Source organism: Sphingobacterium bovisgrunnientis (assembly GCF_009829085.1).
GTDB classification, from domain to species: domain Bacteria; phylum Bacteroidota; class Bacteroidia; order Sphingobacteriales; family Sphingobacteriaceae; genus Sphingobacterium; species Sphingobacterium bovisgrunnientis.
Window position 1 is genome coordinate 1 of sequence record NZ_WUQY01000027.1, and the last position, 19,513, is coordinate 19,513.

The following is a 19,513-nucleotide window of genomic DNA, read 5'->3' on the forward strand; positions in this document are numbered from 1 at the left end:
CAAATAAGACTTTGGCAACAAAGCACAAGTCTGTGAAGCCCGAAGCCCATTTGTCTTTAGCAAATGGGTAGTTCACTCTTACCTTTCATTGATGAGACAAATGGATTTGAGACATATACTGGTGGCAGATACATTGAATTAGATGCATCAAAAGTGGTCAACGGAAAAATCACAATTGATTTTAACAAAGCATACAATCCATATTGTGCATACAGCTCTGGATACAGATGTCCAAAGCCACCAGCAGAAAATATACTTCAAACTCATATTTTAGCTGGAGAAAAAGCATACAAAGGACCAAAGAACGAACGACCAGTCAATAAAGCTATGGCAAAGAACTTTACTGAAAAAGAAAAAGCCATTATTTCAAGTGGCGATGTAAGCAGCAAAATGCACGTTTACCTAACTACAGATGAGAAAGAATTAGCAGTATTAAAGGCTACTTCTCAAGATATTAAGATAGATGACCCATTATTAGAAATTTTGGAAAAAAGAATGCTTGCAACAGTTCAAGCGCCAGAGCATGCAGGTGTGGGCATTGCAGCTCCTCAAGTTGGAATCAATAAAAATTTGATATGGGTGCAGCGTTTTGACAAAGCAGGAGAGCCATTCGAATTTTTTATCAATCCAAAGATTATTTGGCGATCAAAACTAACGCGCCTGGGTGCTGAAGGTTGTCTTTCTATCCCTGATAGACGTGAGGATGTGAGAAGAAGCTATGCTATTCGAATTCAACACTGGGACAAAAAGGGAAATATAATTGAAGAAAACATCGAGGGTTTTACTGCCGTAATTTTCCAGCATGAAGTAGATCATTTATACGGCATTTTGTATCCAGATCGTCTGCAAGAGCAGAATAAGCACCAAGATATTGAATTAAACGACAAAATCAAGTTTTCCGTTCCTAATGGAGATTTAAAGCCATAAAAAAGGCAGCTTTTACCGCTGCCTTTTTATTACCTTTCAATAAGCTTTATTTCGTATAATTTCGGCCAAAGTTTGCCAGTTACAAATAATCTTTTCCCTGCAGCATCGTATGCTATACCATTTAACTCATTATTGACTCCCGAACGCCCTTCTGTGTATAATCCAACAAGATTGATTCGTCCCTCAACGGCACCCGTTTGTGGATTAATAATTACAATGATATCTTTACCATAAACATTAGCATATACTTTTCCATCAATGTATTCTAATTCATTCAGCAAATCTACTTTCCCATTTTCATCATAAACCGTGATAAAACCTTCTTCATGTCCTGTAATAGAATTCAAAAAATATAGTTTATTAGAACCATCAGATTTTATAAGTTTTGTACCCTCGTTAGTAATTCCCCAACCCTCAAGGCTGTTCTCGTAATTAAACTCTCTTAATTTCCTGAATGACTCCTTAGAAAAGAAATACCCTTTTTTATTTTGCCAGCTAAGAAAAACAATTTTATCTTCCACGATAGTCATACCTTCGCCGAAAAATCCCTCAGGTTTTTCGATTTTTAAAACTTTACCTGTATTCAAGTCAACTTTTCGAATTGATGTAACAACTCCTTCACTAGCCAAATCTTCAGGACCTCCGGTTGTCTCATATAATACTCCGTCTGCAAATTGTAATCCTTGTGTATATGCTTTGGTATCATGTGGGAATTCATTTACTACTTTAAAGGAATAATTTTTTGCATTCGGCGGAAGAACTAATATATTGCTGTAAGCGATGTCTTCTTTTCCCTGGGCATATATCTTTGCAGACAAAGAACGGTCACCATAGCCAAATTCTTTAGTGTCAAAAATTACGCTTGTTGTATCAGTTTTAGTCACAAAGGGCTGCCCATCTATAGAATAAACAACCGAATCCAACGAAGTGCTCGGGAAATTTAGCTTCAATTTCACCTGTTCACCTAAAGCAACACGTTGTCCCGATTCTGGCTGCACAAACTCAAATTTTCCTTGCTGAGATTTACACCCGCTGATTGCTAATAAAATAGCTAATGATATACCTGAAAGTAATTTTATACGCATGTTATATTAGTTTAGTTGCTCCAAAAAGCATCTTTGGTTAATTCTACTTTGTTTGAATCTAAATATACTGATACTCTATCAAATCGCACTTCTCCTTGGTAAATATTTAACTCTATTTAAGGCTCTACCGCTTGAATAAAATTTCTTTTCTTTTAATCCAGAAAATCAAAGAATTTCCAACAATAATTCGACTTCCTACTTCGACAAATGCCAATTAAAACTGGTCTTTAACGAATATATTGACTTTACATTATTAGCTATCGCCATTTAACTGCAAATAATCATAACCGCTTTTTTAGAAAGGATACCGCTAAGTTTTCCCTGAATTTAGCAAGTCGTAAATAAGTTGACCTCACGAAATATTTAAAATGAACGAATTATTTGATTACAATATTTCCTAACAATTGCCCGAGCATCTTCTCTGCCTCTTTTAACTTTTGATATTTATGCAATTCAATTTCCATATCTTCTGGAGATAAATTCTTTTTCAGTTCTTCTTGCACTTTGTTCATTTCACGAGAGAACTTACGCTTTTTGATGCGATAGATTGCCTGAATAACTAATTCTTGCAAGTGTTCTATCTCCAAGGTGACATAAATTTTGCGCTTATCGTCATTCCAATTAGGACTAATCTCATATTTGGAAGCGATGCAATCTACTGCTAATGCAGAAACATCTTTATCCTCAGATGAAATAAAGAATTTTGCATCAGGAACCTCAAAATTTTCAGCTTGTTTTCTAAACTCTGCTATGATACTTTCACAACTGGAGTCTTCAAATTCAATATCATCCAAACTACCAAGTAAGTACGGCGCAACAGGTATATCTCCATCACCCTCCCATGTCACCAATTCCCGTCCGTAATTCAACAAGATGCGTACAATTTCTCGTTCTTGTAAGAGTTCAGCAGTAATAATTTGCTGCGCAGGACTTGAAGTTATTCCCGTTTCAGCTTTTTCTTGTTCTGTTAAGAAAAAATCTGCAGGCGGCATATCTCCAGGATAATCACCCTGAGGAGATTGAGGCGCAACTTGAACTCTATTTTGCGCGGCTTTCTTATCTTGCGCTTTGGCTTTATTGAGCCTGATTTTATTTAGCTCAGTGAGTAATATTCGCTCTTCAATATCTAGTAAAGAACTACATTGTCTAATGAAAACCGAAACTTTAATTTCATCAGGTATCAACGCAATACTCTCAACAACCTCGCGAATGACTTCCGCTCTTTTAATCGGATCATCCTTTGCATCCCTTAAAAGAATGTTGGTTTTATAGAAAATAAAATCTTCCTGATTTTTTTCAATGTATTCTTTAAATGATGTAGAACCTACTTGCTTGGCATATGAGTCAGGGTCGTTTCCATCCGGAAATAAGAGAACTTTAACATTAAGCCCTTCTTCTAGTAGCATATCCGTACCACGCAAAGAAGCTTTTATTCCAGCTGCATCACCATCGTAGAGAATCACTACATTTTTTGTGAATCGAGAAATTAATTTGATTTGACCCGTTGTAAGTGATGTTCCAGAAGAGGAAACAACGTTTTCCACCCCCGTTTGATGCATTGCAATTACATCGGCATAGCCTTCTACCAAATAGCAAAGGTCAGCATCCATTATTGCCTTTTTGGCAAAATTTAAGCCATAAAGGACATCTGACTTATGGTAAATATCAGATTCAGGGGAATTGACATATTTGGGGACAGCTTTTTCTGTTTTTAATGTACGGCCTCCAAATCCAATAATCCTTCCTGTAAGATTATGAATAGGAAAAATCACACGACCTCTAAATCGATCGTAAAGTGACTTATCATCCCGTTCTATGGCTAATCCAATATCCTTCAAATAGTCTTCTTGAAAACCGGCCTTCTTCGCTTCATCAACTAATGCAGTCCATTGCTCAGGAGAATAGCCCAATTCAAATTTTTTGATGATATCCTCGCGGTATCCTCTCTCCCTGAAATAAGATAGACCAATAGTCTTTCCAAAATCAGTCTCCCATAAGTTTTCCTTAAAGAATTTACCAGCCCATTGACTCAGAATATATAGACTCTCACGTTTATCCTGGGCAGCAAGTTGCGCTGGACTACGTTCAATTTCCTCAATTTCTACTCCGTATTTATTCCCAAGGTATCGTATAGCTTCCGGATAGGAAAACTTTTCCAGCTCCATCACAAACTTTAGAGAGTCACCGCCTACGCCACAACCAAAGCATTTGTAAATCCCCTTTGCTACTGATACATGAAATGAAGGTGTTTTCTCATTGTGAAAAGGACAATTTCCAATTAGCGAAGTGCCCCTCTTCTTCAAATCAACAAAATCTCCTACAACCTCCTCTATGCGAGCAGCATCTAAAACTTTATCTATCGTCTCCTTTGCTATCAATTTATTTTCCTTTATATAATTCCAAGTAATCCAAATTTAGAAAATACTCTTCAAAACTATGCATAGCACAAAAAAAGGTGGAAAAATTTTCCACCTTATATTCCCAATTAATATTACAATATTAGCCTGTTGCAATAGATGTATCATTATTGAAATGATCTAATAGCGTAGGGTTTAATATATTACATGTTCTTATTAAATCACGGATAGGATATTTAGCAACAACATCTTGCAAAGCAGCTAAATGTTTTTGGTGATGCAAATCTGTGCCCACAAAATCATACATACCTGATTTTAACATTGTCAAAGCAGCAACTTTAACCTCTGTACCATAATACCGGCTTATAGACAATAAATTTAACTGTAATAAACAACCAGCATCTTTGATTTTTTTATACATATCAAAGTTGTAATGGTAATAGGGATAACGTTCAGGATGAGCGAGAATAGGTTTGTATCCCAAATTTTGTATATCTAAAATAGTCTGGAAAAGTGCGTTTGATTCTGCTAAATAGGACATTTCAATGAGTACATATCCACCAGGCATAACGCATAAATTATCTTTAGCGATTAACTGAGTAATACCATTATCAATCATGTGTTCAGCTGCTGCATAAATTTTAGTTTTGCTCGAAGTCTCTTTTAATGCACTGATTAAAGTATTATATGCTGTCTGAATAGAACTCTTTGTGTTTGGATGAATATCCTCCATAATATGTGGAGTACATATGAATTTTTGGACACCTAAGCCATTTAATCCTTTAATTAATTCAAGCGAATCTTCCACAGAAGAACTTCCATCATCAATACCGGGTAATAAATGATTATGAATGTCTACTTCTAAAAATGCTAACTTACCTAAGGATCTTACCTTATCACCCGCCACTTTTTTGGAACCAAATAACTTAGAAAAAAAACTCATTAATTTATTTTAATCTTTAAATTAGACATTAGTATATACGCTTTAGTATATACTAATGTCTATAAATGATGTATTACTATTAATAGGTGGCTAGTCAATAACCATGCCACTTAATTTTTTTATTTAATATCGTAACAACAAATATACACTTAAATTAAAGCGCTTTCTTTAAAATAAAAAATTTATTAAGTTGCAATAATGGTTCTTCTACGTGTTAGGCACGAATTGGATGTTTAAATTGTTAAAGAAGCCAACCTATATAGTCATTTAAAATGCGATAAATATTAATACTAAAAGGTTATAATATGTGTTCAAAATCTATTGCATAAAAAGTGATATCTTCTATAGTCTTAGGCTTTATGGCTTTAAAGCTTCGCATAGAATTTTTTTAGATGAAAATAAGTAGATTGATTAAAAGAATCTTGTATTGAAAAATTATTCGTTTTCTGCAAAATACATAGGGGTACAGGGCTGACGCATAAGAAAGTTGAAAAATCTACCAAAACGAAATATTTTTTATTACTTTTATATTAACTAATTTATAAACAATATGAAAAATCTAATTGGCACTATACTTATCTTAATTACAATATTTTCATGCTCGAAAAGTGACATAGATTTTAATCCCGAAGATCCGATATTAGGAAAATGGGAATTAATATCCCCGGCTAATGACGATACTTTCATTGGCGAAATAAAAGAGCGGTCTTTTAATTTTGGAAAAGATAGTGTAGGAATTAGAGGTATTGAATTCTCGGGAAGATGGGGTGGTGCAATTGCGGCATGGGATAGAAATGCTACTATACAAAGCGAATATACACTGTCTGAAGACGAGGAAACATTGAGCATCAATTATGAAGATGTTAAATTATTTCATTTTGATATATTAAAATTAAATAAAAGATCACTCAAAATTAAATCAAAAAACAGCACATACATTAGTACTCTTGAATTTAAGAGAGTAAAATAATCTGCGAAGAATTTACTGAACAAATAATTATAGGTGTTAAAGACATTAGTACAAGCCTAACCTAATCCGTTAGGCTTTTTCCTTATCTTTATTCTATGAGAGAATGGATAAATAAAATACTAGTAGTCCTCAACGAGTGTAAAGATCCAATCAATAACTTACAAGGTCGTAATCTACGTGATGATGCTTTGGATGCGCTTAGTCTTGAAGTAAAACATCTATCGCGGAAAGAATTCGAGTCCTACGCTGCTAATGATAAAGAACTTCATGATCTATCTTGGTTCTATACTAGATTTGTTCATAATAATTATTGACATCTGGATCTGGAAGAAGCCTACCCGAATAGAGTAGACCAAGAAGGCTCTCTAATTAATTTAAGTGGGTTTTCTAATTATACCACGCCTAAAGTGCGTTTATAAATTTCAAACATTTCTCTCGTTATTTCCAGATTCTGGTAATAATATTTAAGATAGTACCGGATAGGAGATTGACAATCATCAGTAAATAATACTGACTTAATAATTGTTCCATTAGAGAGCGTATAATCCTGATTTATTTGACCAATATGGCCCTCGTTTACAAATGTTGTTTTCATAATATTTGCTTTTATGATTCAACAAAGTAGCGAATAGACATTACCCCTATGTCACGCTAAGAAGAATATTATGTTACTTTCGAATTGGTCTATTAATAAACGAATAAAGCTAAAAATTATTGTTTTATATATCCTATTTTTAGTACATAACAAAAAACATAACCACCTAATTATCAGGCAATTATTTCATAATAAATTTGGTTAAAAGACTGGTGTTCAGTATATTAAGGAATTATTTTCAACGTAATGTCCTTAAACACGAATGCCAGTCAGTGCGATAAATGTACGGATTTATTAACCGTATTTACAGCCCATCTAAGCAAGGATCTCAATCTTTCCAGGATCCGCCTGGTTTGTCTTTTTATAACTGCTCTATGCAAAGTTAAGTCAGTAAACTATTCCAAATTGTCTGCAGGATTTGATTCTCCATCCGTTGCCAGCAGTTGTTTTAGGAGAATCCAGCGCTTCATGGCGCAAGTGGATCTGCCAATGCGACTTATCAGTACACTTATATTCAATCTTTTACAAAACAACAGCCCCGTTATTCTAGTCATGGATAGGACAAACTGGAAATTTGGACAGCAAAACATCAATATACTCATGTTGGGTATCAGTTATAAGTCTGTTGCCATTCCAATCATGTTTAAGATGCTGGACAAGCGAGGGAACTCTAATTCACAGGAACGAATTAACATTGGTCCAGAATTTCATCGATTGGTTTGGACTGGATTCCACCGACTGTATACTAGCTGATCGTGAATTTATCGGAGAGAAATGGTTAGGATTCTTAAATGAACATAGCATCCGGTATCATATTAGGATCCGGAATAACTTTAAGGTGTTCTTGCCTAGAAAACAAAAAGAAATAACGGCATGGCACTTGTTTAACAACCTTAATAGCAGGGAATTCGGACATTACCAGCATATTGTAGAAATGCAGGGTCAATTATGTTACCTATCAGCTACTAAAACTGTGATCGATGGAAAAGTTGAATTTTTAATACTGGTATCATTCAATAAACCACAGCAGGCACTGCAATATTATAGGAGACGTTGGAACATCGAGACGCTGTTTCGATTCATGAAGTCTAGTGGATTTAATATAGAAGATACCCATGTCACTGACTTGGACCGCCTTGAAAAATTGTTCATGCTTACGATGATAGCATGCCTGTGGTGCTACAAAGTTGGTGATTATATTCATGACCAGATTCGACCCATTAAAATCAAGAAACATCAAAGAAAAGCCGTGTCAATATTCAAATACGGCCTTGATTATATTGCAGAGTGTTTATTATCCGGATTCAACAAGTTAAACATCAATTTATTGCAATTTTTGTCATGGACATAGGCTTTACTTATAAAACAAACAAAGGACAATTATTGGATTATCCTTTGTTTATAAATTAGTGTTCTAAACAAAACTATACTCTTTCGAATTGGGAGAAAAAGAAGTTACCCTCAATTTCTGCATTTTCGTTAGAATCAGATCCGTGAACTGCATTAGCATCAATTGATTTAGCATACTTATTACGTATAGTGCCCTCAGCAGCCTCAGCAGGATTAGTAGCACCGATTAACGTACGGAAGTCTTCTACAGCATTATCTTTTTCTAAGATGGCAGCTACAATTGGACCTGAAGTCATAAAACTAACTAAATCTCCATAGAAAGGTCTTTCTTTGTGTACCGCATAAAAATTACCCGCAGTGTCTTCTGACAATTGAATATATTTCATCGCTACGATTTTGAAGCCTGCAGCAATAATGTCGTTTAAAATAGCACCGATGTGGCCATTTGCTACTGCATCAGGTTTAATCATCGTGAAAGTTCTGTTAGTTGCCATAACGTTTATTATCTATAAATTTTTGCAAAGGTACAGAAAAAGGAAAAATTCTAAAGAAATATTAAACTCATTCTTTTTATGAATTTTTCAATATATTTTACCTACCAATTCTTATTACTAACTTTGTGATATGTCAAAAAATCTGCAAGTTACGATTGATAAGGATTCTGGATTTTGTTTTGGTGTGGTCTATGCCATTGATATGGCTGAAGAGATACTCGAGCAAGATGGCTATCTGTATTGTCTAGGTGATATTGTGCATAACGATGAAGAAGTATCTCGTTTAAGAGCTAAAGGATTACGAATAATTGATCACGATCGGTTACCGACCTTGCAAAATGAAAAAGTTCTTATTCGCGCGCATGGTGAAGCTCCAGAGACCTATAAAATAGCTCTTGAAAATAACATCACACTAATCGACGCATCTTGTCCTGTAGTTTTAAAGTTGCAAAACAGAATAAAAACATCGCACGATGATGATGAAAAGATTTTGATTTTTGGCAAGCACGGGCATGCGGAAGTGATTGGTTTGCAGGGACAAACAAATAATGAGGCTCTAGTTTTTCAAGATATAGATGAATTGGATAATGTCGAGCTGCCTAGTTCGTTTACATTATACAGTCAGACCACAAAAAGTGTCGATAAATTCTATGAGATAAAAGAGGAATTAATCAAAAGAGGGTACGAGGTGAAGGCCAACGATACAATTTGTAGACAAGTATCTAATCGTTACGATGATTTGAATGATTTTGCACGTCAATACGATAAAATAGTCTTTGTGTCAGGCAAAAAATCATCTAATGGTAAGGTGCTATACGATGTATGTAAAACTGCAAATCCAAATTCTTATTTTATTTCAGGAATTGATGAACTCGATGCTTCGATTTTCGATGATGGTGACACAATTGGTATCTGTGGAGCTACATCTACGCCTATGTGGCTTATGAAAGATGTGAAACAAGCGTTAGAGCAATTCTAACTGCCAGTCATGTTATTATCATTTTCGATAGTTGAAGAAAGCCAACTATAAATTTTATTTATTTTTGTGTCAATGAATAATAAGCGTAAAAAAGGTGTTTTGTTGGTACAATTAGGTACTCCAAATGCTCCCTCTACTCCAGAAGTTAGAAAATATTTGACAGAATTTTTAATGGATGGTCGCGTGTTGGATATTCCTGCCCTAGGAAGAAATCTATTGGTGAAAGGTGTAATTGTTCCCCAACGTGCTGCGCAATCTGCTGAAACTTATGCAACCATTTGGGATGAAGTCAATGGTTCTCCTTTGATGTATTATTCTATCCTGCAGCAAAAAATGCTGCAAGAAAAATTAGGAGATGAATATCAAGTGGAACTTGCCATGCGTTATCAGAATCCTTCAATTGAATCTGTTTTAAAAAAAATGCAAGGAATGTACTTGGAAAGTATCAAAGTAATTCCTTTGTTTCCCCAATATGCTTCTGCCACATCTGGATCTGTTATTGACAGAGTTATGGAAATTGTACGTACATGGCAATACATTCCCAGCATTTCTTTTGTGGGCAATTATTGTGAAGATGATCTGATGATTGAAACCTATGCTGAGCATGGTAAACGTCATGATATCGCTTCATTTGATCATATAATGTTTAGTTATCATGGTCTTCCTGTGCGCCAGCTTGGAAAAGTTGACCCTACAGGCAATCTTAAATGTCCTGATACAGGATGCGAAACTTGTAAGAAAGAAGTCAACCCCTTCTGTTATTTGTCCCAATGCTATGCTACCTCAAGAGCCATTGCTCGGAAGCTTGATCTTGCAGAAGATAGATATACGGTGTGTTTTCAATCGCGACTAGGTAAGACGCCTTGGATTCAGCCTTACACCTCGGATTCTTTACATGATTTGGCAAACAAAGGCGTGAAGCGTTTGTTAGTGTTTAGCCCTGCATTTGTTTCCGATTGTATTGAAACCCTAGATGAAATTCAAGTGGAATATGCGGAAGAATTTAAAGAGCTTGGAGGGGAAGAGGTAGTGATGGTGGAAAGTCTAAATGATGATCCAAAGTGGATTGAATCGCTTGAAAGGTTAGTTCTTTCTAATTAACAGGATATATCGATGCTTATTTTTAATGCTGTAATTTTATTTTTATTAGATTTTTATATTTTTTTCGCACTGCGATCTACGAAAATTGTTTTTGCTCGAAAAAAATGGTTTACTTATTTATGGTGGGGATATTCCTTAGTTCTGTTTATAGGATTATTTATTTCTTTCAAATACAATATTCCTCTTGCATATCGGTCCATTATATTGGTGGCCTTCTTTTTGACGGCAATAAGTAAATTTATCTATGCATTTATTCTTTTATTAGATGATCTTCGCAGAGGGGGTGTATGGATTACTCGATTATTCACCAGAAAGCCTACTGCCAATATTAAAAAGCGTATAGAAGAATTAGAACAGCCCCTTCCCGAAGTTCCAACTAAAGGAATTACACGATCTGAGTTTTTGATGAAATCTGGAATTGTTGTGGCATCGTTACCTATTTTTCCTTTGTCTTGGGGAATTATTTCAGGTGCATATGATTATCAAGTACGTCGTCAAAAATTAGTTTTACCAAATCTTCCAAAAGCTTTTCATGGACTCAAATTAGCACAGATTTCTGATATGCATACGGGGTCATTTTATAACAAAAAAGCTGTATTAGGTGGAATAGAAATGATTTTGGGTGAAAAACCAGATATGATATTTTTCACGGGTGATTTAGTAAACAATGTTGCTGGTGAGTTAAGAAATTACCAAGATATTTTTGGGAAACTAAAAGCTGATTTAGGTGTATATTCTGTACTGGGAAACCATGATTATGGAGATTATTATTATGGTAGAGAAGCTAGTGCTGCTAAAACCAAAAATCTACAAGACATGATCCAAAGTCAAAAAGTAATGGGCTGGGATTTGTTGTTAGATGAGAATCGCACAATTAAAGTTGGCAATGAAGAGATATCTGTTGTAGGTGTTGAAAACTGGGGGACCGGTCGTTTTCCCAAGAAAGGAAATTTGAAGAAAGCATTACTAGGCACAGAGGATAAAGCTGTTAAATTGTTATTGTCGCACGATCCTTCACACTGGCGCGCACAAGTCTTAGACACGGAGGTCGACGCTATGTTTGCAGGACATACACACGGCATGCAATTTGGTGTACGTGGTGAAGAATTTCAATGGAGTCCAGCAAAATATATTTATAATGAATGGGCGGGCTTATATACCGAGCAGCAAAAGCATTTGTATGTGAATGTTGGTTTTGGATTCTTAGGTTATCCTGGTCGTGTGGGAATACTTCCAGAGATCACAGTATTTGAATTAGCTTCCGTTTAAAACGTAATAAATAACGAGCTCCCTCTAATTATTTTAGAGGGAGCTCGTTCATTTTATAAAGATAATATTTCTACTAGCCGTGTTAAATCAGGATTGAGTTTATCAATGTGCTTGATTGCTTTGCTAAATGGTGTGTAAGTAATTTGCCCGCTCACAAGTCCAGCCATTTCACCACGACGTCCTGCAATGAGTCCTTCTACTGCCGCAACTCCTAAACGACTGGCAAGTACTCGATCCATACATGAAGGTTTACCTCCGCGTTGGATGTGTCCTAATATAGAAACACGTACATCATAATGTGGGAAGTTCTCCTTGATTTTATCAGCTACAACAAGTCCACCTTCATCATCCCCTTCTGCAACGATGATTATGCGAGAAGATTTATTCTTGCGTGAACTATCTAAACGTTTCATGATAGCATTATAATCAACTTCTAGTTCTGGAATTAGGACCGCTTCCGCACCTGTACTTATGCCAGAGCGTAATGCGATAAGACCAGAATCACGTCCCATTACTTCTATTACAAATAGTCTATCGTGGGATTCTGCTGTGTCACGTATTTTATCTACAGCATCGACGACCGTGTTTATCGCGGTATCATAACCAATAGTGAAGTCCGTTCCTGCAAGGTCATTGTCAATAGTGCCCGGCATTCCAAGAATTGGAATATCAAACTCTTCAATAAATTTGGAAGCTCCTGTGAAAGTACCATCACCACCTATTACAACTAAAGCGTCAATTCCTAGTTTTTTTATATTTTCGTAAGCTTGTTTGCGACCTTCGAAAGTCCTAAATTCATCACTGCGTGCTGTTTTTAATATTGTTCCGCCACGTTGGATAATATTAGCAACGGATTTAGCATCCATAGGCATGATATCTCCTTTTACAAGTCCATCATAACCTCTCTTGACGCCAAACATATTTAGTCCATGATATATACCTGCACGAATTACAGCACGTATACCGGCATTCATTCCTGGGGCATCTCCACCAGATGTTAAAACTGCTATATTTTTGATTTCAGTCATATTTTACAAATATATCAATATCAGACTTATTTTTTTGTTAAAATAATATTATTTGCTTGATTCTTTTGATTTAAATTTTCCTAGGGCAGAATTCAAGAACGCCTCGTATTTGTCGATATTATATTCTGCTCCACTAGTCGGAACCAACAATTCACCATTTGTATCCAATAAAGCATAAAGCGGTTGCGAATTACTCTCAAATCGTGTGATTTGAAAATCAGCGTTACGCTTGCTTACTGTATTTATTTTTTTGCCTGTCTTCTTAGAAACATACTGTTCTGATTCTGGAAGTTTTAGAACTTTGTCATCCACGTACAATTCCACCAAGATAAATTCATTATTTATTAAATCTTTGATTTTTGGTGCACTCCATACTTCTGCTTCCATTTTACGACAATTCACACAATTCCACCCCGTGAAATCTACCAATAAAGGTTTATTCTGCTGCTTTGCTGCCGCTAAAGCTTCATCGTAATCGTAATACGGATCCATACCTTTGATTGTCGCTTTGCTATGGAAATAAGTGTAATGCTTGCGTGATCCAGCATCCGCACTTTGGGACGCATTAGCCGTATGGGAAATTCCTGAGGTTAAATCAAAATCTTGTGTTCCAACTGGAGGCAAAAATGCTGAAATAGCTTTCAGTGGTGCTCCCCACATCCCTGGAATCATATATACCACAAATGTGAAAACCATTATAGCTATCATCGTTCGCGGCACAGACATATATTCTAATGTGCTATCGTGCGAAAATTTGATTTTGCCAATCAAGTATAATCCTAGCAAACCAAAAATCACAATCCATAAAGCCAAATACACTTCTCTATCCAACAAATTCCAGTTATAAGCTAAGTCCACATTGGATAAGAATTTAAGTGCTAAAGCCAATTCTAAGAAACCTAAAACCACTTTCACACTGTTTAACCAACCGCCTGATTTTGGTAAAGATTTCAACATCGAAGGAAACATTGCGAATAATACAAAAGGAACTGCCAAAGCGCAAGAGAAACCTAACATTCCGATTGCAGGACCTAAACGTTCGCCACGCGTTGCCGCTTCTACCAGTAATGTCCCAATGATTGGACCTGTACAAGAGAAAGAAACCACCGCCAAACTTGCCGACATAAAGAATAACCCAACTAGTCCGCTTTTGTCCGAATTAGCATCGATTTTATTGACAAAAGAACTTGGCAGAGTAATTTCGAAAGCTCCCAAAAACGAAGCTGCAAAAACGACCAACATCAAAAAGAAGAAGAAATTGAAAATACCATTGGTAGAAAGTTCATTCAATGCCTCTGGACCAAAAGCAATGGTAATCAACATACCTAATGCCACATAAATGACAATAATAAATAAGCCGTACATGAAGGCTTGGGAAACAGCTTTTGATCGAGAACCTGCTTTTTTGGTAAAGAAACTTACTGTCAATGGCACCATTGGGAAGATACAAGGCATAAAAAACGCAGCAAAACCACCCAATAATCCGGCAATAAATATTCCCCATAAAGAAGCGTCGTCATCTTTAGATTCGGAATTATTTACACTTAAGTCTTCAGTTTTATTTTGCAAAGAGTCTTGAATAACCGTGTCTTGATCGGAATTAGCCTCGTCCGTTCCGTCCGAAAATTCTACATCGCTAAGATCTACAAAACCGGTATCCGTTGAGTTGCCATCCGAAAATTCAACGTCATCAAAATTGATTAATGTGTCTTGGGCAATAGTTTGATTCTGAAAACTAAAGAAAAATAATAGTAGAAAAGAAAACAAATAGGTTCTCATTATAAATGATAAACTTTGATAAGTTGTAAAAATAAAAAAAAGGCAGTTATAAACTGCCTTTTAACTATGTTGTGTCTTAAATTTTACTTTATTGCTACAGTGAAATTGTATTCATCAGGTGGCAAACATTGTGTTTTATCACAAGCCATGAATTCCACTGTGCCACTTACATTCGTTTGCTTACCGTTTAATTTTACTTTTTGTTGAAAAACAACTTCATTGGTAAAATATGGAACGTTCATTTTAAAAACATCCTCATATTTAGTTTTTGCTTTTACATTTTCTACAGGCTTACCATTTAATGTATAATCTTTAGAATTTTTGAACGTAAAAGTCGTTGGCATTGGGCCACCGTCTGCAACATTCTGACCGTAGATGTGCCAACCATTTTGAATAGTCGCTTTAATTAATACCACAGCTTCTTTACTGTTAATCTTTTTAGCAGCAACTTGCCATTTTACAGGCGTTTGAACCTGCGCAATTGCAGCTGACATGGTCATTACTATGGCTACGATTAATAAACCTAATTTTTTCATATAAATAATATTCAAATTTCTTATTCTATTTTAAGACATTAATTGTCATTAATAGTTTAATGCAAATTTACGCTATAATAAAAACAATTTACAAGTAAATAATCTGTTATACTAGATATGTAATGCCTTTCAAGTCGATCTTATTTAGTTTTTTGTCAATTTCCATTTGCAACAATCCGTCCTTTTCAACGCGTAAAATTGTGCCTGCTACGATATTTCCTTCAAAAATATAAGAATGGACTTCATCTTTTCTGAATAATTTTCGGTTATACCGTTCTAATAATAATTCACTATTTTCTTTTAATGAGTCGCTATACTCCGCCAGTTTTTTTTGAATTTTTTTTGCCAGTTCTATGATTGTGATATTTAAATTGACATTTTCTAGAAATAATGAAGTTGTTTTAGAACTAATTTCTGTTGGAAATTGTTTTTGATATACATTTATTCCAATGCCAATAATGCTATGTTTGACTTGAGGGCCAACTATTTTGTTCTCAATCAAAATGCCAGCAACTTTTTTGTTGCCGATCATTATATCATTGGGCCATTTGATAGAAATGTGTTTATCGCAAAAGGTCTTTATAATGTCATAAACAGCTAAACTCGTTATAACTGTAAGGGAAAATTGAGAAGAAATATCTAACTTTTCAGGAGAAAGTAAAAAGCTTGCAGTAAGATTCGTTTGTGGTTCACTTGTCCACAAGTTACCACGTTGTCCTTTACCTGCCGTCTGATTTTTTGCCATTATGACAGTATTAGGTTCAAGTGGCTTGACTTTTGACAATAGTTCTTTCAAATAATCATTCGTAGAGGCTAATTCTTCAAAAACAATTATGTTACTTGGGTTAGAATCTTCAAAAAATGTGTTATTTTGCAAGTGATAATGATTTTATATTACGCAGTAAAACTATAATATTTCTTAATGAGTAAAAAGAAAAATTCAGAATTGTCTAACAAATTGGCAGATATAGTGGTGCACGGGATGCAGGAGAAGAAAGCTTTTGAGATTGTGAAAATGGATATGCGTGAAGTGAATTCGACTCTTTCTGATTATTTCGTAGTATGTAGCGCGGATAGCAATGTGCAAGTTAATGCAATTGCTAAAAGTGTTGAAGATGAGGTTTATAAAGCCTTGGGGCAAGACGCATGGCATAAAGAGGGGCAAGGAAGTGGCGAGTGGATATTATTGGATTTTGTGGATGTCGTTGTGCATATTTTCAAGACAGAGACACGTGATCGATACCGCTTAGAAGATCTTTGGGGAGATGCCAAGATAGAAAATTTCAAAAGCGCTTAATATTATTTTTAGATTAGATACGTTTAATACATAATGAAAAAAATTCCGAGTAAAAAGGTAACTCCAATTCCACCCAAATTCAATATGATTTGGGTTTATATTGCTATAATAGCTGGTTTCTTTGCTTTGAACTATATATACAGCTCAAGCACAACAAAAGAAATCAATTATGAAAAGTTTGAAAAGGAAATGTTGCTTACAGGCGATGTGCAGAAAATAGTAGCATTGAAAAATGGTAGTATATATGAAGTTGAAGTATATATAAAACCTGAAAAATTAAAAGATGATCCTAAATATAAAGATGTAGCACCAGCTGATAATAAAATTGCTATTACTGCGTCTACATCTCCTCAGTATTATTTTACGGAAGGTTCTGCAGATATACTTAGTCAAAAATTGAGTGAATCTCAAAAGTTATTGCCAGAAGGATCACCGAAATTATCTATTCAATGGGGTGAAAAAACAAACCCATGGGGAAGCATAATTTCATTTATTCTTCCTTTGGTAATAATTATTGCTATTTGGATGTTCTTAATGCGTCGTATGGGCGGCGGCGGTGCTGGCGGTGGTGGTCAGATTTTTAATATCGGCAAATCTAAAGCACAGTTATTTGATAAGGAATCACAAATCAATATTACTTTCAATGATGTGGCTGGATTAGAAGAGGCTAAAACTGAAGTAATGGAAATCGTTGATTTCTTAAAAAACCCTAAAAAATATACTGACTTGGGTGGTAAAATTCCGAAAGGAGCATTACTTGTAGGTCCTCCAGGAACGGGTAAAACTTTATTGGCAAAGGCTGTAGCTGGCGAAGCTCAAGTTCCATTCTTCTCATTATCAGGTTCAGACTTCGTGGAGATGTTTGTTGGGGTCGGAGCATCACGTGTTCGTGACTTATTTAAGCAAGCAAAAGAGAAAGCGCCATGTATTATTTTTATCGATGAGATTGATGCTATTGGTCGCGCGCGAGGTAAAAACTCCGTAATGGGTGGAAATGATGAGCGTGAGAATACATTAAACCAATTGTTGGTTGAAATGGATGGTTTTGGCACAAACCTAGGTGTAATTATCTTAGCTGCTACTAACCGTTTAGATGTTTTGGATCAAGCTTTATTAAGACCAGGTCGTTTTGATAGACAAATTTCAATTGATAAGCCAGATTTAATCGGTCGTGAGCATATTTTCAATGTGCACTTGAAACCAATTAAACTTGCTGAGGAGGTGGATGCAAAGAAATTATCGGCACAAACTCCAGGTTTTGCGGGAGCCGAAATTGCGAATGTGTGTAACGAAGCAGCTTTGATTGCAGCGCGTAAAGGGAAGCCAGCGGTAGAAATGCAAGATTTTCAAGATGCTATTGATAGGGTGATTGGTGGACTTGAGAAGAGAAATAAAATTATATCACCAGAAGAGAAGAAAATTGTTGCTTATCACGAGGCTGGTCACGCGATTGCAGGTTGGTTCTTAGAGCATGCGGATCCATTGGTAAAGGTTTCAATTGTTCCACGTGGTGTCGCTGCATTAGGATATGCGCAATATTTGCCAAAAGAGCAGTTTCTGTATACGACGGAGCAGTTAATTGATAGTATGTGTATGACTATGGGTGGACGTGTTGCAGAAGATATCACATTTGGGCGCATCAGTACAGGTGCACAAAATGATTTGGAGCGCATCACGAAGTTAGCGTATGCAATGACTGCGGTATATGGTATGAACGAAAAAGTTGGAAATGTGTCATTTAACGATAGTAACGGCGAATCACAATTCCAAAAACCATATTCTGATCAAACGGCTCAATTAATTGACGAAGAGGTTCGTAATTTAATTACAGCGGTTTATGATCGTACAAAAGAGTTGTTATTAACAAATCAAGAAGGGCTTATTAAAATTGCGGAGAAACTTTTGGAGAAAGAAATTTTATTCCAAGCTGATTTAGAAGAAATTCTGGGTAAACGCCCTTTTTCAAATAGAACAACATACGATGAATTTGTGAATGGTGGTGCAGATGGTGGTGGTGTTCCACAAACGGAATTGCCTTTGCCTCCTTTGCCTGAGCAAGCTGCACAACCAGAAGTAAGTTCCTCACAAGTGAATGAAGAAGAAAAGTAAACAATAAGGTGTACCACAGGTACACCTATTTTATTTTTTAAATGAATATCCGTAATACTACAGCTAAAGAACGCATGCTGAAAAGCATCAGACAAGCTTTGTTGCAAAAGCGTGATAACCCAAATCCAGACTTTGAAGATTCTCCGTTGTATAAAGATGAAGAGGATGGTTTGGATATTACCTTTGCACGTGAGTTCACGAATGTATCTGGCAAATTTGTGTATTGTGATGGCGAAATAGCTGTTATAGAAAACTTGATTGCTTTGGTCGAAGAGCTCGAAGTCACTAAGATTTTTGCTTGGGAGCCTGAAGTTCAAGAGTTGCTAAACACCTACGGATTTCCTTTCTTGCGTACCGATAATGATTTTCATACCGCTGATATAGGCATTACCACTTGCGAAGCACTTATTGCGCGAAATGGTAGTATCATGATTTCTAATGGAAATGCTGGAGGGCGCCGGTTGAGTATTTATCCGCCGATACATATTGTATTTGCGAAAGCTTCACAACTTGTAATGGATATTCGCCACGGAATGGCTTTAGTGAAAGAAAAATATGGAGCCAATATGCCTTCCATGTTGACTACCATTACAGGTCCTAGCCGTACTGCTGACATTGAAAAAATGCTTGTTCTTGGTGCGCATGGCCCCAAAGATTTATACGTATTTCTGATCGAAGACCGATTTTAAAATTT

The 19,513-nt window shown here is 35.8% G+C and carries 19 protein-coding genes; 11 read left to right on the plus strand and 8 right to left on the minus strand.

The features are described from left to right. The first annotated feature begins 63 nt into the window (after nt 1–63). Entirely contained in the window at nt 64–927 is an 864-nt protein-coding gene (def, locus tag GOQ16_RS12625) for a peptide deformylase (protein WP_149914904.1), read from the plus strand. A 29-nt stretch (nt 928–956) separates the two neighbouring features. Here def and GOQ16_RS12630 read toward each other — a convergent pair whose 3' ends face one another. The 3 genes from GOQ16_RS12630 to GOQ16_RS12640 all read right to left on the minus strand — a co-directional run bounded on the left by GOQ16_RS12630 (nt 957) and on the right by GOQ16_RS12640 (nt 5,312). Continuing rightward, a complete protein-coding gene (locus GOQ16_RS12630) occupies nt 957–2,012 on the minus strand; it encodes a glutaminyl-peptide cyclotransferase (protein ID WP_160069613.1) in 1,056 nt (351 codons plus the stop codon). Between the two features lie 377 nt (nt 2,013–2,389). After that, nucleotides 2,390–4,390 (minus strand): DNA primase, encoded by a 2,001-nt coding sequence (dnaG, locus tag GOQ16_RS12635; protein WP_160069614.1) that lies wholly within the window; start codon nt 4,388–4,390, stop codon nt 2,390–2,392. Between the two features lie 121 nt (nt 4,391–4,511). Beyond that, nucleotides 4,512–5,312, minus strand: a complete 801-nt coding sequence (locus tag GOQ16_RS12640; RefSeq protein ID WP_240141039.1) for a tyrosine-protein phosphatase — start codon at nt 5,310–5,312, stop codon at nt 4,512–4,514. 550 nt (nt 5,313–5,862) lie between these two features. Between GOQ16_RS12640 and GOQ16_RS12645 the strand changes: the two genes are divergently transcribed. The 4 genes from GOQ16_RS12645 (at nt 5,863) to GOQ16_RS17680 (ending at nt 8,228) form a co-directional block, all read left to right on the plus strand. Next, a complete protein-coding gene (locus tag GOQ16_RS12645; protein ID WP_160069615.1) occupies nt 5,863–6,282 on the plus strand; it encodes a hypothetical protein in 420 nt (139 codons plus the stop codon). A gap of 95 nt (nt 6,283–6,377) precedes the next feature. Next, complete coding sequence (locus tag GOQ16_RS12650) at nt 6,378–6,596, plus strand: hypothetical protein (RefSeq protein WP_160069616.1); 219 nt, start codon at nt 6,378–6,380, stop codon at nt 6,594–6,596. Between the two features lie 749 nt (nt 6,597–7,345). Continuing rightward, nucleotides 7,346–7,630 carry a hypothetical protein gene (locus GOQ16_RS17675; RefSeq protein WP_204987482.1) on the plus strand — a complete coding sequence of 95 codons (285 nt, stop codon included), beginning with the start codon at nt 7,346–7,348 and terminating at the stop codon, nt 7,628–7,630. Then, entirely contained in the window at nt 7,572–8,228 is a 657-nt protein-coding gene (locus tag GOQ16_RS17680) for a transposase (RefSeq protein WP_204987483.1), read from the plus strand. The genes GOQ16_RS17675 and GOQ16_RS17680 overlap by 59 nt, the downstream gene beginning before the upstream one ends. A gap of 73 nt (nt 8,229–8,301) precedes the next feature. Here GOQ16_RS17680 and GOQ16_RS12660 read toward each other — a convergent pair whose 3' ends face one another. Further along, nucleotides 8,302–8,721 carry a nucleoside-diphosphate kinase gene (locus GOQ16_RS12660; RefSeq protein ID WP_160069617.1) on the minus strand — a complete coding sequence of 140 codons (420 nt, stop codon included), beginning with the start codon at nt 8,719–8,721 and terminating at the stop codon, nt 8,302–8,304. 130 nt (nt 8,722–8,851) lie between these two features. Between GOQ16_RS12660 and GOQ16_RS12665 the strand changes: the two genes are divergently transcribed. From GOQ16_RS12665 to GOQ16_RS12675, 3 genes are all read left to right on the plus strand, one after another. Continuing rightward, nucleotides 8,852–9,700, plus strand: coding sequence for a 4-hydroxy-3-methylbut-2-enyl diphosphate reductase (locus GOQ16_RS12665; protein ID WP_160069618.1), 849 nt, complete (start codon nt 8,852–8,854; stop codon nt 9,698–9,700). Nucleotides 9,701–9,772: 72 nt separating this feature from the next. Further along, on the plus strand, nt 9,773–10,801 hold the full coding sequence (gene hemH / locus GOQ16_RS12670) for a ferrochelatase (RefSeq protein ID WP_160069619.1): 1,029 nt from the start codon (nt 9,773–9,775) through the stop codon (nt 10,799–10,801). A gap of 12 nt (nt 10,802–10,813) precedes the next feature. Next, nucleotides 10,814–12,070 (plus strand): metallophosphoesterase, encoded by a 1,257-nt coding sequence (locus tag GOQ16_RS12675; RefSeq protein WP_160069620.1) that lies wholly within the window; start codon nt 10,814–10,816, stop codon nt 12,068–12,070. 53 nt (nt 12,071–12,123) lie between these two features. On the opposite strand, the gene pfkA is transcribed toward GOQ16_RS12675, so the two are convergent. From pfkA to GOQ16_RS12695, 4 genes are all read right to left on the minus strand, one after another. Further along, nucleotides 12,124–13,098, minus strand: coding sequence for a 6-phosphofructokinase (gene pfkA / locus GOQ16_RS12680; protein WP_149914912.1), 975 nt, complete (start codon nt 13,096–13,098; stop codon nt 12,124–12,126). 48 nt (nt 13,099–13,146) lie between these two features. Continuing rightward, nucleotides 13,147–14,877, minus strand: coding sequence for a protein-disulfide reductase DsbD family protein (locus GOQ16_RS12685; protein WP_160069621.1), 1,731 nt, complete (start codon nt 14,875–14,877; stop codon nt 13,147–13,149). An 83-nt stretch (nt 14,878–14,960) separates the two neighbouring features. Then, complete coding sequence (locus GOQ16_RS12690; protein ID WP_160069622.1) at nt 14,961–15,413, minus strand: protein-disulfide reductase DsbD domain-containing protein; 453 nt, start codon at nt 15,411–15,413, stop codon at nt 14,961–14,963. Nucleotides 15,414–15,519: 106 nt separating this feature from the next. Then, nucleotides 15,520–16,290: a biotin--[acetyl-CoA-carboxylase] ligase gene (locus GOQ16_RS12695; protein WP_160069623.1), complete on the minus strand. Its 771-nt coding sequence runs from the start codon at nt 16,288–16,290 to the stop codon at nt 15,520–15,522. A gap of 45 nt (nt 16,291–16,335) precedes the next feature. On the opposite strand from GOQ16_RS12695, the gene rsfS reads away from it, so the two are divergent. Genes rsfS through GOQ16_RS12710 form a run of 3 tightly spaced genes read left to right on the plus strand, consistent with a single transcriptional unit; the run spans nt 16,336 to nt 19,508 of the window. Further along, entirely contained in the window at nt 16,336–16,710 is a 375-nt protein-coding gene (rsfS, locus tag GOQ16_RS12700) for a ribosome silencing factor (RefSeq protein ID WP_160069624.1), read from the plus strand. Between the two features lie 33 nt (nt 16,711–16,743). After that, nucleotides 16,744–18,819, plus strand: a complete 2,076-nt coding sequence (ftsH, locus tag GOQ16_RS12705) for an ATP-dependent zinc metalloprotease FtsH (RefSeq protein WP_160069625.1) — start codon at nt 16,744–16,746, stop codon at nt 18,817–18,819. A 41-nt stretch (nt 18,820–18,860) separates the two neighbouring features. Then, complete coding sequence (locus GOQ16_RS12710) at nt 18,861–19,508, plus strand: LutC/YkgG family protein (RefSeq protein ID WP_160069626.1); 648 nt, start codon at nt 18,861–18,863, stop codon at nt 19,506–19,508. Nucleotides 19,509–19,513: the final 5 nt, after the last annotated feature.

Coding starts and splice junctions, on each gene's coding strand:
- hemH (WP_160069619.1), top strand. CDS start 9,773: ATGAATAATAAGCGTAAAAAAGGTGTTTTGTTGGTACAATTAGGTACT.
- GOQ16_RS12690 (WP_160069622.1), bottom strand. CDS start 15,413: ATGAAAAAATTAGGTTTATTAATCGTAGCCATAGTAATGACCATGTCA.
- GOQ16_RS12685 (WP_160069621.1), bottom strand. CDS start 14,877: ATGAGAACCTATTTGTTTTCTTTTCTACTATTATTTTTCTTTAGTTTT.
- GOQ16_RS12665 (WP_160069618.1), top strand. CDS start 8,852: ATGTCAAAAAATCTGCAAGTTACGATTGATAAGGATTCTGGATTTTGT.
- GOQ16_RS12710 (WP_160069626.1), top strand. CDS start 18,861: ATGAATATCCGTAATACTACAGCTAAAGAACGCATGCTGAAAAGCATC.
- GOQ16_RS12630 (WP_160069613.1), bottom strand. CDS start 2,012: ATGCGTATAAAATTACTTTCAGGTATATCATTAGCTATTTTATTAGCA.
- GOQ16_RS17675 (WP_204987482.1), top strand. CDS start 7,346: ATGGCGCAAGTGGATCTGCCAATGCGACTTATCAGTACACTTATATTC.
- GOQ16_RS12650 (WP_160069616.1), top strand. CDS start 6,378: ATGAGAGAATGGATAAATAAAATACTAGTAGTCCTCAACGAGTGTAAA.
- GOQ16_RS12640 (WP_240141039.1), bottom strand. CDS start 5,312: ATGAGTTTTTTTTCTAAGTTATTTGGTTCCAAAAAAGTGGCGGGTGAT.
- def (WP_149914904.1), top strand. CDS start 64: ATGGGTAGTTCACTCTTACCTTTCATTGATGAGACAAATGGATTTGAG.
- GOQ16_RS12675 (WP_160069620.1), top strand. CDS start 10,814: ATGCTTATTTTTAATGCTGTAATTTTATTTTTATTAGATTTTTATATT.
- rsfS (WP_160069624.1), top strand. CDS start 16,336: ATGAGTAAAAAGAAAAATTCAGAATTGTCTAACAAATTGGCAGATATA.
- ftsH (WP_160069625.1), top strand. CDS start 16,744: ATGAAAAAAATTCCGAGTAAAAAGGTAACTCCAATTCCACCCAAATTC.
- GOQ16_RS12645 (WP_160069615.1), top strand. CDS start 5,863: ATGAAAAATCTAATTGGCACTATACTTATCTTAATTACAATATTTTCA.
- pfkA (WP_149914912.1), bottom strand. CDS start 13,098: ATGACTGAAATCAAAAATATAGCAGTTTTAACATCTGGTGGAGATGCC.
- GOQ16_RS12660 (WP_160069617.1), bottom strand. CDS start 8,721: ATGGCAACTAACAGAACTTTCACGATGATTAAACCTGATGCAGTAGCA.